Raw genomic sequence first — 17,179 nt, forward strand, 5'->3', positions numbered from 1 at the left:
AACAAGGAGCACTCGAAAAATCACATGATTTTCGAGTACTCCTTATATTTTGGAGAGCGTAACTAGTTAACTTATGTCACGCCCCCTTTTTTGGTTAATTCGTTTCTAAATCATGTAAAAACAGACCGCTCAACAGTTTTGGTTCAAACCAAGTTGATTTTGGCGGCATAATTTCTCCCGCATCGGCGACTGCCAAAAGATCGGTCATTTGCGTTGGATACATGGAAAAGGCCAATGTCCATTCTCCGCTATCTACCAAACGTTCCAATTCTTCTGGACCACGAATTCCGCCGACAAAATCAATGCGTTTGTCTGTCCGCACATCTTGGATCGCGAAAATATCAGCCAGCACGTATTGTTGTAAAAGCGACACATCCAGCTGTCCTACCGCATCTTGCGGCACAGCTTCCGGTTTGATGGTCAACTCCCACCACGCATGGTTTAGGTACAGATGAATCGAACCACGTTGCGCTGGTTTCTTCCTTGTAGTTTCTCGAATCGTAAAATGCTGGGCTGCCTGCTCAAAAAAGGTTTCTGGCACTGGTACCCGCAAAACCCGATTGTATTCCCAAATCGCTAATTCATTTTCTGGGAATAAAATCGCTAAAAAGCGGTCGCTTTCTTGACTGCTTTGGCCATCGGCTCGCTTTTGCAAGCCGACTTTGACTGCTGACTCTGTGCGGTGATGCCCATCCGCAATATAAAGGGCATCTACAGCTTGAAACTGCTGGGCAAAAGAGGCGACTAGCGCTGGATCATCGATCAGCCAAACACGATGTTGCACCTCATGATAGCTGACAAAATCATAGATTGGCGCATGCTCTGCTTGCCACGCATCGATCGCTTCTTTGACTGCTGCTGGTTGGCGATAACTCAAGAAAATCGGACTTGTATTGGCATCACATGCCAGAATATGATTGATCCGATCGATTTCTTTTTCTGGACGGGTAAACTCGTGTTTCTTGATTTTCCCAGCGACATAATCATCGATCGAGGTACAGGCGACAAGCCCCGTTTGGCTTCTACCAGCCATCGTCAATTCATACAAATAATATGCGGGCGCCGTTTCTTGAATCAACCAGCCTTCTTCTTGAAAAGATGCAAGATTTTCCGCCGCTTTTTGATACACCTGTGGATCATAAGGATCGATTCCTGGCAAGTCGATCTCCGAACGGTCGATGTGGAAATAGCTGTAAGGATTGCCTTGCGCAAACGCTGCGGCTTCTTGTGAATTGACCACGTCATACGGTAGCTCGGCCACTTTTTCTGCCAATGAGGCGTCTGGACGAATGGCTTTAAACGGAAATACTTGAACCATTAATACCCAACCTCCTGATTCTTGATGACCCGTACACGAACGATGTTTTCGTTCTCCCGCAGTTTATCGGCTAATTGATTCAATAAGGCTTCATCTTCAGAAGCGACATCGGCTAGGGTGTAAGCAAAGTCTTCCCGTCCACGATTCAGCATATTGTCGATATTGATCCCAGATTCCGCAATGATCGATGAAATCTGACCTAACATATTCGGTACATTGCGATTGATGATCGTCAGACGATAAGGCGAATGAAAAGCCATCTCAACAGTTGGAAAATTTACTGAGCGCTTGATGGTTCCAAATTCCAAGAATTTTTTCAATGTTCGGGCTGCCATTTTGGCACAGTTGACTTCGGCTTCTTCTGTTGATGCACCTAAATGCGGCAAGACGAGGACTTTTTCATTATGCAGCAATTGTTCATCCGCAAAATCAGTCGTATAGCCCGCTAAACGGTCGGCTTTTAACGCACGTAAAACAGCATCTGTATCGACGATTTCTTTACGAGAAAAGTTGAATAGCTTCGTTGTTGGTTTCATTTTCGCAAGTTCGGCTTCCCCGACGAGATGATGCGTGTTTTCCATTAGCGGCACATGAACCGTGATAAAATCACAGGTTGAAAAGACTTCCGCAATATCATTGGCACGCTTGACCCGACGAGAGATCGTCCAAGCAGTATCCACTGACACGTAAGGATCATAACCGACTACTTCCATCCCTAGACGATAAGCATCGTTGGCGACCATCGCTCCAATAGAACCAAGGCCGATGATTCCTAACTTTTTGCCTTCTAACTCTGTTCCAGCAAATTGACTTTTTTGCGCTTCTGCTTGTTCTTCCACATTATCACCGCTCAAGGTTTGCACCCATTGGGCACCTCGTAAAATCGGACGGACACTTAAGAGCAGACTAGCGATCACTAATTCTTTGACCGCATTGGCATTGGCGCCTGGCGTATTAAAGACGACGATCCCTTTTTCAGTACATGCTTTGACGGGAATGTTGTTGGTCCCAGCCCCTGCACGGGCAATACCTAAGACACTTTCAGGAAAAGCGTAATCGTGCAATTTCTGGCTGCGCAGCAAAATCCCTTGCGGTTGGTCGCTTTCGTTGATGGCATACTTTTCTTTTTCTAAACGCTGTAATCCTTCTGGTGCGATCGCATTGAATGTTTTAATTTGGAACATTTATTTGACCTCCGCTTCAAATGATTTCATAAAGTCGACTAACGCTTGAACGCCAGCTAATGGAAAGGCATTGTACAAGCTTGCTCGCATTCCTCCAACGGAACGATGCCCTTTCAAGTTCTCAAAGCCAGCTTTGACAGCTTCTTCATTGAAGCGCTGATCTAATGCTTTATCCCCTGTCACAAAAGGAATATTCGTTAGTGAGCGGCTGTCAACAGCCACAGGACTACTGTAAAGAGCAGAGGCTTCGATCGTTTCGTATAAAAGCGCCGCTTTTTGGCGGTCTTGTTCTAAAATTGCAGGAATGCCGCCTAATTCTTCCAACCATTCAAACACCAATTTAGCAATATAGATAGCATACGTTGGTGGTGTATTGTACAATGAGTCATTTTTAGCCTGTAGACGATAATCCAGCATTGGAGCGAAGACAGCATCATCATTGAGTAAATCTTCTCGGATGATCACTACCGTCAACCCTGCAGGACCAATATTCTTTTGGGCCCCAGCATAAATCACACCAAAGTCTTCTACGCGATAGTCATTGGCTAAAATATTTGAGGACATATCCGCTACGATCGGCACGTCGCCAGCCTGCGGAATCGTTTGAAAGGCCGTCCCTTCAATGGTGTTGTTCGTGGTGATATGCAAATAAGCCGCTTCTTGATCGATCGCATCTTCTGAAATTTCTGGAATATAGGTAAAGTTTTGATCCTCACTAGAGGCAACAACTTCCACCGTCACGTTTCCAAGCGCTTTTGCTGCTTCAATAGCTTTTTTCGACCAAGAACCGGTATTTACGTATAAGGCTTTTTTGTTTTGTGCAAGATTTAATGGGATCATACTGAATTGGAGACTCGCGCCGCCTTGTAAAAACAGTACCTGATAGTTTTCAGGAATCCCCATCAATTTTCGTAGAAGTGCTTCTGCATCTTTAATGATCGCTTCAAACAAGGAGGACCGATGACTCAGCTCCATAACGGACATCCCACTTCCGCGGTAATTCAAAAGTTCGGATTGTGCTTTCTCCAATACGGGACGGGGCAATACGGCAGGACCAGCTGAAAAGTTATAAACTGTCATACAAAAAATCTCTCCTTTATGTTAGATGTGAAAATCATTATAACAGATAGCCGAAAATGAAAAAAGCCTTAAAAGAGAAAATAATTTTGAATTTTCAGAAAAGACTACCAATTTCTTAACGTTCGTCATTTCGGCATTTTTTCAAACAGCCAGCGAGAAATTTCATTGTAAACGATCTCGCGGTTGCGCTCATTCAAAATCTCATGCCGGCCCTGTTCAAGCAAATACATCGTCACGTCAGCATTTTGCTTCAGCTGCTGAGCCAATTGGCGGACGCTTTTGCCATAGTGCCCAACAGGATCGTCTCCACCTGAAATCAGCAGCAGCGGCAATTCTGAATCAATCTTGCGCAGTTGATCCGGATCACTGGCAGCTTGTGTCAATGTAAAGAGATCCTTGTAAGCTGCTAAAGAAAAATGAAATTGGGTGTAAGGGTCCTTCAAATAGCGATCCACTTGCTGCGGATCACTGGTCAACCAATCTTTGGCGGTCCGATTGGGACGAAAACGCCGGTTGTGCCGGCCAAAAACTAGCTGTTCCATTACGTGATAAGGCCATTGCTGAGCGGCAAACGGCCGCAACAAGTTCGTAACGAGTTTACCTCCTTGCATCAGCACGGCTTTTTCCATCGTGGTGCCCATGATGATCGCTCCTGACAATGGATGTGGCTGACTAAACAAATAATTCCGCAAAACCAGCGACCCCATACTGTGCCCTAAGATAAAGTATGGTCGGTCTGGGTAGCAAGCAGCTGCGTACTGATGGACCACTCCCACATCTGCCACTAAATAGTTGGCGCCCTCTTTTTCACCAAAATGCCCATAGGCCTGTGTTTCCTTCACGGATTGCCCATGCCCTAAGTGATCATGACCGACCACCGTATAGCCTTGCGTAGTCAAACATTCCGCAAACTCGTGGTAACGTTCAATGTGTTCGATCATTCCGTGAACGATTTGCACGACTGCTGTCGGCTGTTCTTCTGGCAGCCACGTTTTGACAAAAAGCTGATCCTTCCCATTTGATGAAGTCAGCTTTTCTTGATTCATCCTCATAGTTCGCACCTCTTTTGCTTTTTCTTTTCCCATCGCCAAATAAAACGGTCGTTTTCTTTATTATACATGGAATTTTAGGCTATGGCGGTAGGAGTTGGGAATTTTCAAGGACAAAAAAATCCTGCCACATTGTCTAAAGACAAAGTAGCAGGAGTCAAACGATCATCACCCATGGCTTGGATTTAAAAAACTTCCTCATTATTCTTTATTGGAATTTGACGATTTCTAAACGATCAATACTTAGCGTATCAACCCCAATCTCAGACGAAAGGGTGATTTCCTGCGATCCTTTCGGTAACTTCATGCGGACTTGTAGCGGTTGATAATATTCGGAAGGATAGACATCCACCACGTGACTTGCTTGTTTCGTTTCAATCTTGACCTGAATTGGGTCATTTAAGGAGAGATAATCAGTGGTTTTGACATAGGCAATCACCAGAAATTCATCTGATTCTTCAATCTGCGGGGTAAAGATAATTTTGTCAGTCGTTGATTCAAAGCCTTGGACGACTTTCTTAGAGAGTGCTGCCTCATCTTCGACAAGCGCTAAATCGCCTTCCAGCAAAGCACGGCTAGCAGTTAATCGCAGTCGATTCGGCTCAGCTTTTGGCAACGCTTGAACATGCCACTCATCCAAAGGAGCTTCCAGTAGGACTTTATCCTCTTGATCCCAACCAATCTTTTGCAAGCGGATCGAACGGTCCCAGCCCGAATGATCCCACCGAGCAGCGTGATAAATCAACCAGTCTTCAGAACCATCTTTTGATTTGGCAAATCCATTATGACCAGGTCCATAGACAGTGTTTGTCTGTTGGAAAATCGGCTCTGGTTCCTTTTGCCAATTCGCTCTTTCTAGCGGATCATCAGCTACATCTAGGGTCATAAGACCAAGAGCGTAATCATTGTCCCAGCTTCCACTGGCGGAGTATACCAAATTGACTGTTTCGTCTTTGATAATCACTTGAGGGGCTTCATTGATCAATGGTGTTTGCCGCATTTCCCATTCATATTCTGGTTCTGAGATAAGCCGTTTCTCCCCAATCACTTCCGTAGGGGAGGCCATTTCCGCTAAATAAAGATTTTGCGCAACATTTTCATACCCTTCCCAGCCCGACCAAAGGAAATAGCGTTTGTCATTGATCTCTAAGACTGTTCCATCAATCGCAAATTTATCATCCATCCCTTTGATCTCTTCCAATTGCCACTCACCCATGTAAGGATCTTTTTGATGATTGACTAATGCGTACATACGATGCGTTTCTGAAGGACGATTAGCCGCGAAATACATCACCCAGCGATCATCTAAGTAATGAAGCTCGGGTGCCCAGATACTTTCAAATTCTGCTGGCATTTCCCAGATGACCTTTTTTTCACCAGCAGCAACGTGAGAGAGGTTTTCAGCACGCCAGAGCGTTAAATTATTCCCAGTCGTTTTGGTATAATAAAAGAACGCTTCCGTTTGCAAGATCCAAGGATCTGCCCCATCATTATCGATAATTGAAGTAAAACCGGACACTTCTTCCCCTGGATCAGTTCCAGCGCTACAACCGGTTATCATAAGCGCAGCAATCAAGATACTTACTCCACTGAGCCAAGCTGCTGATTTCCCCATCGTACATCGCCCCTTTCCTTACCAATCATTTTATTCTATCTGTGGTGGATGAAACTGCTCATTGATCTCTTTAATCGCTGCCAAATCAACTTTTGGTTGGCGGTCATAGGTCAGTAATCCATTGATTTCTTGTTCAACATCTGTCAACTGAGTGTAGCAATAGCCCCAGAGCCCGACAGAATCATAAACAGCTGTCATGATTCGCTGATAATCCTTCAAGAAATCTTGTTGATTTTCCACTGAGGTATAGCCCCAACCGGGTTGCCCCGAAACATCGAAGCCAATACCGCCAAACTCGGTCAATAAAATAGGCTGATCCTGATAAGAAAATCCTCCAGCGAAAATCGGCCATGGGGTCGATACTCGATTCACCAATTTTTCTCTCGTGCTGAGACTGTCTTTGAAGTATAGATATTTTTGCCGCTCAGATTCTTGCCCATGCGCATAATTATGAATCGCACAAATATCTGTCTCCGTCATCGCCCAACCATCATTTGAAATAACCAACCGTTGCTGGTCTAGCGAATGGATAAAGTGATACATCGCTTGAGAAAAATGCTGTTGCTGACGATCAAACGATATTTTTGGCACACCCCAGCTCTCATTGATTGGTACCCAAGTAACGATCGAAGGGTGACTATAGTCCCGAGTGATGATCTCTGCCCACTCTTGCATCAAACGCATCACAGAACGATCGGTATAGATTGCCGGCGCCGCACACTCTCCCCAAACCAGAAATCCTAATTTATCTGCCCAGTATAAAAAGCGTGGGTCTTCTGTTTTTTGGTGTTTTCGGCAACCATTAAATCCCATTTCTTTGGCCAATAAGATGTCTTGTTTAAAGTCCTCATCTGTTGGTGCAGTTAACAAGCCGCTCGGCCAATAGCCTTGATCGAGAACCAACTTCTGGTAGTAAGGCTTGTTATTTAAGTAAATCATACCGTTTTCTGTATGTATTTTACGCATACCAAAATAACTTTTTAGCTGATCGATGGCATTCCCTGCTTCTCTAAGCGTCAATTCAACATCAAATAATTGCGGCTTTTCAGGTGTCCAAGACCAGCCTTCGTGGTGAAAATTCGTCCGAAAAATTTCTTGCTGGAAAATATCAACTGCAAAACTCAACTTAGAAGTGATAAAGTCTGCCTTTCCGCTGGTAACTAAAGCATCTTTAAAATAGATTTGATATTCTAAGACTACTTGCGGCTGTAACTGGTTCAGTTCTACATCGATCTTCACGGCGCCAGCATCAAAATCACTCGTAAATTTCACCTGTTGCAGATGGGTTTCAGCAACTACTTCAAGCCAGACTGGCTGCCAGATCCCTGTTGAGTTTGTGTACCAGATTCCTGCTGATTCTTCTTCCCAAAATTGTTTCCCCCGTGGAATGCTTTCATCAAAATGCGGGTCAAATGCTCGCACACTTAGTATTTGCTCTTGTCCAGATACTAGAGCATCCGTGATGTCTATATCAAAAGAGGTATGCCCTCCGCAATGATTTTTCACATGATTGCCATTGACAAACACATCTGCTTCATAGTCCACCGCCCCAAAATGCAAAAGGACACGACTTTTTTCAGGGACTTGCACATCGAAGGTCCGATAATACCATACAACGTCGTGTACTTCTCGATGATCAATGCCGCTCAATGCACTTTGATAGACAAAGGGAACATTGATCTTGTACGGATAGTTTGCTTCATTTGTGTACCACTTTTCTTTTAAACCAAGATTTTGGTCATCAAAGGCAAATTGCCATTCACCATTTAAGCTTAACCAATTCTCTCTCTCAAATTGCGGTCTCGGGTATTCTTCTCTACTCATATTTCCTCCAAAAACAAATTATTTTATGCCACTTTGCAACGACATTGACGCCATAAAGCTTTTTTGCGCCACCAAATACAATAAAAAGGTAGGGATCAAAGCCAAGATTGCTCCGGCAGTTCCAATTCCCGGATAGGTCATGTATTGCCCTTGTAGCAACTGCAGCCCCGGTGTAATCGGTAATTTATCAATATCGTTTATCACGATCGATGGCCACAAGAAGTCATTCCATGAGCCAGTAAAACTAAATAACGCAACCACCGTCAATACAGGTTTGATCAATGGTAAGATAATATGATAAAAGATTTGAAACTCGTTGGCCCCATCGATCACAGCCGATTCATCCAATTCTTTAGGAATCCCTAAAATGAACTGCCGAACGAGGAAAATGTTATAAACACCTGCAGCCCCAGGAACGATGACTGCCAGAAATGTATTGGTCCAACCTAACGTATCAACGATTTTAAAATTCGGGATCAAATTGACCACCCCGGGAAACATCATCGTTCCTAACAATAGGGCAAAAATCAAATCTCTCCCCTTAAAGGTGAGTCGTGTATAGCCATAGGCTGCAAACGAGACGATCACCATAACCAACAGCGTATGTGAAGTTGAAATAATCATTGAATTCACAAACCAGCGGAACACAGGAGAAGAATCATTGCCTTGTAACAAGCCAAAAAAATTAGCCAGCGTCCAATCTTGTGGAATCAAACTGAACCCAACCTTTTGAATCTCTGCCTCCGATTTAAACGAGGTAAAAATTGCCCATATCAAAGGAAAGAGCCAAATCACACAGACGATCGCTAGCAAAATAAAGGCAATTCTTTTCCCTAGTTTGTTTTCTCGCATCTTCTTCCCTCCTATCTTTCCATTTTTTTGATGACCATAAATTGCACAATCGAAACTGCCATGATTACAAAACCTAGTAAAATAGCCATCGCTGAAGAAATTCCTGCAACCGAGGTACTACTACCAAAAGCATTTTCTTGGATGTACATCATCAACACGCGAGTAGAATTGTTGGGTCCGCCACCCGTCAACATTAGTGGCTGACCATAAATATTAAACTGAGCGATGGTCGTCATGACCGTGGTAAAAACAAGCTGGTTGCGAATACTCGGCAAAGAAATACGGAAAAATTTCGTGATACTATTCGCACCATCTAATTCTGCTGCTTCTAACTGCTCTTTGGAGACGCCATTTAATGCAGCAACATAAATAATTAGATTCCCACCTAATGTCCACCAAATCGTCACGATCAAAATAGCGATCCATGCCCATGGTTGCGTGCCTACAAAATTGATGTCGATACCGAATACTTCTTTGATCGGTCCAAAAGATTTGCTCAAAAGGAACCCCCAAATAATCATGACGGCAGAGATTGCAAATAATGTTGGCAGGTAGAGAATCGATTGAAAAAAACGCATCATTTTTGGTTTAGCAGATAATGCAACCGCTAGCAATAAGGGAATTACAATACATAACGGAACGGAGATTGCCGCAAAAAACAGCGTATTTTTCATTCCATTAAAAAATTGCGTATGATACAACGAGTCTTGATCAAACAAAATCGTTTTAAAATTATCAAACCCGACAAAAATCGGTGTACTGAACAGATCCCATTCAGTAAAAGAAACATAGATCCCAATCACTGCAGGAACTAAAAAGAATAAAAGAAAAAGGAGCATATGCGGACCAATAAAAACGATTGGCCAGCCATTTAACCTTTTTTTCATCAATACCCATCCTTCCTTGTATTTCTAGTGCAGCTCTCAACAAGAAACGACTGTGACAGCCCTTTAAGCCTCCCTATCAGAATTCCTACCCTATCAAAAAATGGACTGAATTCTTTTATGGTCGCTCTTCCTTCTGCCACAGCCTCCACGTGAGAAGATTATTTCATCTTTTCTTCTACAACTTTTTGGATCTCACCAAAAGTCGTTTGAATATCTGCTTTTCCTGTGATCATGTCCCATGAACGATTATCATATTCACCAAAGATATACGATAAGCCATCAACTGCGTTAACAGAAATTGCCGCTTGTCCTTTTTCTGTCTTCAATAAGAAGGATTGTGGCATCTCAACATATTCTTCATTGTCTAGCATTGCTAAGGAAGTAGGATTTGCACCTGATTTGACCCACTCTAATTGGTTTGCTTGTAACCAAGTCAGAAAGTCGACCATGCCATTTTTCTTTTCATCGGAACGTTCCTCGTTCGTTTTGAACATCGCAAACTGATCGACGCCTGAACCCTGAATGATATGTTCCGCATCCCATTGAGGAGTAAATGTTTGCCCCCAAGTGAAGTCACTGATTTCTTCCATATTACTTAGCATCCATGTTCCTTCTGGAAGAAAAATCAGCTGCTGGTTTGCAAAAAGTTTATTTGCATCTTCACCATCTGGGACCATGTAGCCGGCATCATATAAATCCTTAAACTCTTGAACGGCATTGTAAGAAAACTCATTATCGATATTGATGTTTCCTTGTGCATCTTGCCATTCCCCACCCATTTGTTGGTAGAGATTCGAATAATTCTGCATGCCCCATGTATAGCCAAAACTATAGATACCATCTGCTTTTGCTTTTTCCCCAGCTTGTCTGATTTCTTCATACGTCACTACGCCATCATCCAACGCTCCTGGAACATATTTATCCACCAAATCTTGGTTGTAATACATCACCCACGAACCCATGGTTGCCGGAATCCCATATTGACTATCATCCACTACACCAGTGTCCCAAGCAGCTTCTACGTAGTTTTCCCGTGCCAATTCTGTCCCATCGATCATGTCATCCCAAGTTTCAAGCATGTCTTGGTGTTTGTACGTAGGCAAAGCTTCTGAGGCAATCAAAGCCAAATCAGGAACACCTTTCCCCGATTTCCCCGCAGTCGTCAACTTTGAAGTAAAGGTGTCACCTTGCATGCTTACTAACTTCACTTTAAAGTCTGGGTCTGTTTCATTGTATTGATCAATCGTTTTTTTGATTTTTTCACCGTCTGGTCCTGTCGTCGAAGACCAAAGCAAAATTTCTGAATTATTACTTGAGCTACCACTCCCGCCACAAGCAGCTAACAACACTGTACATAATAAGCTTGTCCCTACTAAAACAATAGATTTACTTACTTTCATTTTTTACACTCCTTTTAATTTAACTAAAAAGTAAAATGACATCCAATTATCAATAAACATAATCGTTAGACTATCGTCAAATAATGTTTACACCGTAAAGTTACTATAAATATAAAGCGCTGTCAACATTATTTTAACAAGGTATAACCAAAAATTATATCATTTTACTATTTTGTAAATCCACAAGGTTGTGTTATAATTAAACCATCTTTTCATTAAACATTTTAGTATAACGAGGTGATCGCTATGGAATTGGATTTAACGAACGCATCTTTACCGATCTACGAAGCACTGGCAAATGAAACTCGCTTAGCGATTTTAAGAGAATTAGGCGATAAGAAGAAAAGCATCAGTGAAATTGGACAAAAATTAGCAATCAGCAATGCTTTAATGACCAAACATATCCGTAAACTCGAAGAAGCTCAGTTGATCAAAACCGAAAAAGGATCGGGGCAAGACTGGAAGAAAAAATATTTGTCTCTAAAAACTGATTTCATCAATATCAATTTCCCAGCAAAAGTGTTTCCAGAAATGAATCTAACCTCCCAATCTGTGAAAATCGGCCACTTCACCGATTTTAAAGCTGAGCCTTCTTGTGGAATGGCGACCAAAGACCGCTTGATTGGCGCCTTAGATGATCCAAAATCTTTTCTGGATCAAGAACGTGTTGATGCAAGTATCATCTGGCTAAATAACGGTTTTTTAGAATACAAAATCCCAAATCCTTTGAAAAATGGCGAAAAAATCGAATTACTGGAAATCAGTATGGAGATCGCTTCAGAGTTCCCAATTTCGAATAACTATTGGCCAAGTGATCTTTCCTTTTACTTAAACAATCACTGCATCGGTAGCTACACCGTACCAGGAAACTTTTCGGATGTCAGAGGTTCTCTGACTCCACAATGGTGGATCGATGAGTTCAGTCAATATGGATTACTTAAGCATTTACGCATCAATCGCTATGATACTTCCCTCGATGGAGAAAAATTAACAGATCACAACCTGAATGAAATCGACTTAGACCACAGTGACTTTTTCACCTTTAAAATTGCTGCACCTGCAACTGCCGAAAACGCTGGTGGTTTGACCATTTTCGGCGATCGATGGGGAAATTATCCTCAAGATTTATTGTTCAATTTTTACGTATCGGAATGACTGTTGTCGTTCCATTACACAAAAAAAGCACGTAGCGAAGAGAGATCACTCCCTCAGCTAGTGCTTTTTTCTATTCTCTTACGCTGTGGCAAAAATGCGTTCAATCAACTGCATCACTGCTCGGACTTCTTCGTTTTTAACGATAGGTTCGGCACCGTTGCGTACAACGTTGTAAAAATTCTTGTAGAAAGGTTCAAAATCCGCTTCGGCTTTCGGGAAAGGAATCTCTTTGGCTGCCAATTCCGATGGCGGTGCCATCGTTTTCGTCAAGCCAACGCCTGCTTGAACTGGTTTTGGTGCGGCCACGTCTTCGCGACCTGTTGCCTGAACCATTTCACCATTTAGATCCCAATCGGTGATGGTGGCTGTTCCTTCCGTTCCTTTGATGTACCAGCGAGGCAATTGCGTGTAATTGGAGGTTCCAACTTCCACGATTGCTTTGACCCCATTTTCAAAGGTAATCAAAGCGAAGAACCCATCATCGACTTCTTCCCCCAACACAAAGCTAAGATCCGCTTTGACGTCTTTCACTGGGCTGTCGATCAGCCATAGCATTTGATCCAGCAAGTGAACGCCCCAGTCTAAGAGCATTCCCCCGCCTTGTTTTTTCACATGACGCCAGTCTCCTGGGATGCCGTTTGCCCCTTGGACCCGTGATTCTAATTGGAACAAATCGCCGATCTGTCCATTACGGTACAGTTCGCGTACAAGTAAAAAATCAGGATCCCAACGGCGGTTTTGGTGAACCATAAAGGTATTGCCGGTTTCTTGGGCAACCGCCACGATCTCATCTAGTTCCGCAGTATTCAGCGCAACAGGCTTCTCGCAAACAACATGTTTGCCTGCTCTCAATGCAGCGATCGATAACTCTTTATGCAAGTCATTAGGTGTGGCGATCAATACTGCTTCGATCGTCTCATCGGCTAAGACTTCATCATAGCTTTTAAAGATCTTATGGCCTTTTTCTTGTGAGATCGCTTGACGTTCTTCATTGATATCGTAAGTTCCTACGATGCGGATTCGTTCGTTTTCATTTGGTAAGATATTGTGGACATGGTACGCACCCATGCCGCCATATCCGATTACTGCAAAATTGATTGCACTCATGTCTGACACTCCTCGGTTTTCTTCTTATGCCCACCACATGGATGAAGCTTCTTCACGGATCATAATCGTCTTCAAGTTGCTGATGGCACGAGTCAGTCCTTCATCAATGGACATGATTGGATCTTCATGCTCAATACTCAAGACATAATCATACCCATAAATTCTAAGTGCAGAAATAATATCTGACCAGACTTGTAAGCTGTGGCCGCAACCGACTGAACGGAAGGTCCAAGCTCGGGTTTTGACATTGCTATATGGCTGCATGTCCGTCAAGCCATGCATGTTGATATTGTCTTGGTCCAAATACGTATCTTTAGCATGGAAGTGATGGATCGCATCGGCTTCCCCTAAGATTTTGACCGCTGCCACTGGGTCGATCCCTTGCCACCATAAATGACTTGGATCCAAGTTACAGCCGATGGCTTTACCCGCAGCATCCCGCAGTTTCAACATCGTATAAGGGGTATGTGCCAAAAAGCCGCCATGAAGTTCGATCCCAATTTTAACACCAGCCGCTTCCGCTTCCGTGTTGATGCCTTTCCAATAAGGAATCAGTTTTTGTTCCCATTGATAATTATAATTGTCATCGTATTCCGTCGGCCATGGCAATACTGGCCAGTTGACTTGTGTATCTGTTGCATTTCCGCCTGAAACGCCTGAAAATCCGTTCACAACAGGTACATTCATTAAGCTGGCTAATTTGATGGTTTTGCGCAAAAGTTCATCGGCTTCTTGCGCTTCTGCTTTTAATGGAGAGATTGGGTTGTTGTGACAGCTCAAAGCTGAGATTTCCAATCCTTTATCAGCTAATTTCGCTAAGTATTCTTTTCGCTCTGCTTCACTTGCTAGTAAACGGTCAATGTCTAAGTGGGCATTGCCTGGAGAACCACCGGTACCGATCTCGACGGTTTGGAGCCCTTTTTTCGCTACTTCATCGATCATTTCTTCAAAGCTAAGTTGATTGAATAACGGGGTAAAAACACCTAATTTCATTTTCTTTCCTCCTCAATTGCTTGAAAATGCCCATATGTTGGGTAACGATTTTCTGTTGGTGCACACCAGCGAGCCGCATTTTGGATCACTTTTTGCACTTTGGGATTGTAATAGCTTGGGAATGTCTCATGACCAGGCTGGAAATAGAAGATTTTGCCATTCCCACGGCGGAATGTACAGCCGCTGCGGAAAACTTCACCACCAGGGAACCAGCTGACAAAGATCAATTCATCCGGCGCTGGAATATCAAAGTGCTCGCCATACATTTCCTCTTGCTCTAGTTCGATCCATTCGCCGACTCCTTCAGCGATTGGGTGGCTTGGATTAACATTCCAGATCCGCGCATGCTGATCGTCTACCCGCCATTTCAAATCGCACGACGTTCCCATCAACGTTTTAAAGATTTTCGAAAAGTGGCCAGAATGCAAGACGATCAGTCCCATTCCTTCCCATACACGCTGCTGCACACGAGCAACGATAGCATCATCGACTTCTTCATGCGCCATATGGCCCCACCAAACCAACACATCCGTGTCAGCCAATACTTGCTCCGTCAACCCATGTTCTGGTTCATCAAGGGTCGCCGTTCGTACTTGAAAATCATCCTCTGCTAAAAACTTGGCAATTTGACCATGGATTCCTTCTGGATACATTTTTTGGACGGTCTCATTCGTTTTTTCATGACGAAACTCGTTCCATACCGTAACATGGATCATTGGTAGACCTCCTCTACGATGTCTTTTAATTGCAGATAATCAATCCCGCTGGCTTCTAAAGGAGCGAATTTTTGAAACGCTTCCTGCTCGACGATCAGCCATGGTAGTTCTAATGCTTTAGCTGCTTCTACATACGACTTAATTGGTAAAATCCCATTGCCGATCTCGGTGCTTTCCTGCGGCTGCTCTTGCATATCTTTGATATGAACCAAGCCGACCTTCGTTTCGCGTTCCTTTAGCCAAGGTAAAATAGCCACGTTTGCAAAGGCTAACCAGTAAAGGTCGGCTTCCAAACGCAGTTGCGGATTGTCTTTGATCAGTTCATCGATCATGGATTTTCCAGCAACTTCAGTAAATTCATGGGCATGGTTGTGGTAGTAGCAAATCAGCCCTTCTGCCTGCAATTTTTGGGTGATCTGGGTCAGCTCCGCAGCAAAGGCTTGCCATTTTTCCAAAGAATCAAAGCTGGCATACGGAATCACGATCCGTTGATTGCCAATCGTTTTTTCAAAAGCGACGGTTTCTTCAAAACGATCTTGCAATGCTTCAAACGGGATATGGGAAGCCGCGACCGCCAAATCCAACTGCTCCAGCATTTCTTTGATCTGAACAGCGCTGTGTCCATGATAACCGGCAAATTCAACACCGTCATAGCCGTTTTGTTTTACTGTTTTCAACGCATCAAAAAGATTTGTCTTGCAGTCCTCTTGAATACTCCAAAGCTGTAAAGCGATTTTCGGTTTTGTCATTTGTGCTCGCTCCTTTTCTTCCAGCAGTTCTTATAGGTAGACTGGCTCACCGGTTTGCGATGATTTGTAGATCGCTTCTAGAATCTCCGTCACGACCATTGCTTCTTCAGGTTTGACCACTGGTTCGGTATCGTTGATGATCGCATGGATCCACGATTGTGCTTCTAAAATTTCTGGCGTCTCCCCGTTTCCTTCATAAAAATCAACGCCGCCTGTTTCAAGTTCGATATTTTTTTCATACAGCAAGCTGTGGTCTTCCCCATTGATGGTCAAACCGTTGTTCATATCCGCACCGGCTTTGCTACCCATCAGTGTCGTTTTGGCTTCTTTCACATCCAAGCTGTTGAGCGCCCAGCTGGCTTCTAAGAAAATCGTTGCGCCATCTTCCATGACCACAAAACCAAAGGCCGAATCTTCTACTGAGAATTTCTCTGGGTCCCAAGGGCCCCAAGCATTTGCGGCATTTTTGGTTTGCGACAACTCATGATACGCTTTTCCGACAACAAATTTTGGTTTGTAATTGTTCATCATCCATAAGGTCAGATCCAATGCGTGGGTACCGATATCGATCAACGGACCGCCGCCTTGCGCTTCTTCATCAAGGAAAACACCCCAAGTTGGCACAGCCCGACGACGGATCGCATGAGCTTTCCCAAAATAAATGTTTCCTAATTGTCCTTCGGCGCACACTTCATGAAGATAACGAGAATCTTTTCTAAAACGGTTTTGGTAGCCGATCGTGAGTTTTTTTCCTGTTCGGTTGGCTGCTTCGATCATTGCTTTGGCTTCTGCCGCTGTTTTTGCCATTGGTTTTTCACACATGACATGACAATCCGCTTCTAGTGCAGCAATCGTCAACTCAGCATGTGAGGCGTTTGGTGTACACACATGGATCACATCTAGATCAGCTTGTGCCAACATTTCTTGATAATCGCTGAATACTTGAGCATCTTCGGTCCCAAATGCTGATTTCGCTTCAACTGCACGTTCAACCAGCAGATCACAAAAGGCAACCATTTCTACTTCTTCTACTTGAGACAAGGCAGGCATGTGCTTGCCGTTTGCGATCCCACCGCACCCAATGATTCCAACTTTAACTGTCATATCTTTCCTCCTGAAAACGCTTATTATTTTCTACCCCCTCATTATAGCGAAACATCGAAAGCAGTTCTTCCCAGTTTCCATTGAAAAAATTCCCGAAAATTATCTTATGAAACTTTAACAAAAAGAACCACTCCACAATTTATGCA

General features: G+C 43.5%; 15 protein-coding genes. 1 reads left to right on the forward strand and 14 read right to left on the reverse strand.

All coding sequences use genetic code 11. The annotated features are described in order from the left end of the window. Window positions 1-94: 94 nt before the first annotated feature. The 9 genes from IGK61_RS14835 to IGK61_RS14875 all read right to left on the reverse strand — a co-directional run bounded on the left by IGK61_RS14835 (window position 95) and on the right by IGK61_RS14875 (window position 11,209). A complete protein-coding gene (locus tag IGK61_RS14835; RefSeq protein WP_074536779.1) occupies window positions 95-1,318 on the reverse strand; it encodes a DUF1015 domain-containing protein in 1,224 nt (407 codons plus the stop codon). Next, on the reverse strand, window positions 1,318-2,502 hold the full coding sequence (locus IGK61_RS14840) for a phosphoglycerate dehydrogenase (protein ID WP_016609459.1): 1,185 nt from the start codon (window positions 2,500-2,502) through the stop codon (window positions 1,318-1,320). Before IGK61_RS14840 ends, IGK61_RS14835 begins: the two co-directional genes overlap by 1 nt. Then, a complete protein-coding gene (serC, locus tag IGK61_RS14845) occupies window positions 2,503-3,582 on the reverse strand; it encodes a 3-phosphoserine/phosphohydroxythreonine transaminase (RefSeq protein WP_010749989.1) in 1,080 nt (359 codons plus the stop codon). It abuts the gene before it with no gap. Between the two features lie 125 nt (window positions 3,583-3,707). Then, entirely contained in the window at window positions 3,708-4,634 is a 927-nt protein-coding gene (locus IGK61_RS14850; RefSeq protein WP_074536780.1) for an alpha/beta fold hydrolase, read from the reverse strand. 205 nt (window positions 4,635-4,839) lie between these two features. Further along, complete coding sequence (locus IGK61_RS14855) at window positions 4,840-6,246, reverse strand: glycoside hydrolase family 43 protein (RefSeq protein ID WP_074536781.1); 1,407 nt, start codon at window positions 6,244-6,246, stop codon at window positions 4,840-4,842. Between the two features lie 30 nt (window positions 6,247-6,276). Then, complete coding sequence (locus IGK61_RS14860) at window positions 6,277-8,070, reverse strand: glycoside hydrolase family 2 protein (protein ID WP_074536782.1); 1,794 nt, start codon at window positions 8,068-8,070, stop codon at window positions 6,277-6,279. A gap of 18 nt (window positions 8,071-8,088) precedes the next feature. Further along, a complete protein-coding gene (locus IGK61_RS14865; protein ID WP_008380370.1) occupies window positions 8,089-8,922 on the reverse strand; it encodes a carbohydrate ABC transporter permease in 834 nt (277 codons plus the stop codon). Between the two features lie 11 nt (window positions 8,923-8,933). Next, window positions 8,934-9,809, reverse strand: a complete 876-nt coding sequence (locus tag IGK61_RS14870) for a carbohydrate ABC transporter permease (protein WP_016609464.1) — start codon at window positions 9,807-9,809, stop codon at window positions 8,934-8,936. A 158-nt stretch (window positions 9,810-9,967) separates the two neighbouring features. Beyond that, window positions 9,968-11,209, reverse strand: coding sequence for an extracellular solute-binding protein (locus IGK61_RS14875; RefSeq protein ID WP_016621844.1), 1,242 nt, complete (start codon window positions 11,207-11,209; stop codon window positions 9,968-9,970). Window positions 11,210-11,455: 246 nt separating this feature from the next. Here IGK61_RS14875 and IGK61_RS14880 point away from each other — a divergent pair, with 246 nt between their 5' ends. Beyond that, complete coding sequence (locus IGK61_RS14880; protein ID WP_008380365.1) at window positions 11,456-12,364, forward strand: ArsR/SmtB family transcription factor; 909 nt, start codon at window positions 11,456-11,458, stop codon at window positions 12,362-12,364. Window positions 12,365-12,442: 78 nt separating this feature from the next. On the opposite strand, the gene IGK61_RS14885 is transcribed toward IGK61_RS14880, so the two are convergent. From IGK61_RS14885 to IGK61_RS14905, 5 genes are read right to left on the reverse strand one after another with little or no spacing between them, the layout of a single operon-like run. Then, a complete protein-coding gene (locus tag IGK61_RS14885; protein ID WP_074536783.1) occupies window positions 12,443-13,471 on the reverse strand; it encodes a Gfo/Idh/MocA family protein in 1,029 nt (342 codons plus the stop codon). A 24-nt stretch (window positions 13,472-13,495) separates the two neighbouring features. Next, window positions 13,496-14,464, reverse strand: a complete 969-nt coding sequence (locus IGK61_RS14890) for a sugar phosphate isomerase/epimerase family protein (protein ID WP_005228209.1) — start codon at window positions 14,462-14,464, stop codon at window positions 13,496-13,498. Then, window positions 14,461-15,180, reverse strand: a complete 720-nt coding sequence (locus tag IGK61_RS14895) for a ThuA domain-containing protein (protein WP_074536784.1) — start codon at window positions 15,178-15,180, stop codon at window positions 14,461-14,463. The genes IGK61_RS14890 and IGK61_RS14895 overlap by 4 nt, the downstream gene beginning before the upstream one ends. After that, on the reverse strand, window positions 15,177-15,929 hold the full coding sequence (locus tag IGK61_RS14900) for a sugar phosphate isomerase/epimerase family protein (protein ID WP_008380356.1): 753 nt from the start codon (window positions 15,927-15,929) through the stop codon (window positions 15,177-15,179). Before IGK61_RS14900 ends, IGK61_RS14895 begins: the two co-directional genes overlap by 4 nt. A 30-nt stretch (window positions 15,930-15,959) precedes the next feature. Continuing rightward, window positions 15,960-17,033 (reverse strand): Gfo/Idh/MocA family protein, encoded by a 1,074-nt coding sequence (locus IGK61_RS14905; RefSeq protein ID WP_005228203.1) that lies wholly within the window; start codon window positions 17,031-17,033, stop codon window positions 15,960-15,962. Window positions 17,034-17,179: the final 146 nt, after the last annotated feature.

It is taken from the genome of Enterococcus sp. AZ063 (assembly GCF_051715045.1).
GTDB classification, from domain to species: Bacteria; Bacillota; Bacilli; order Lactobacillales; family Enterococcaceae; genus Enterococcus_D; species Enterococcus_D casseliflavus.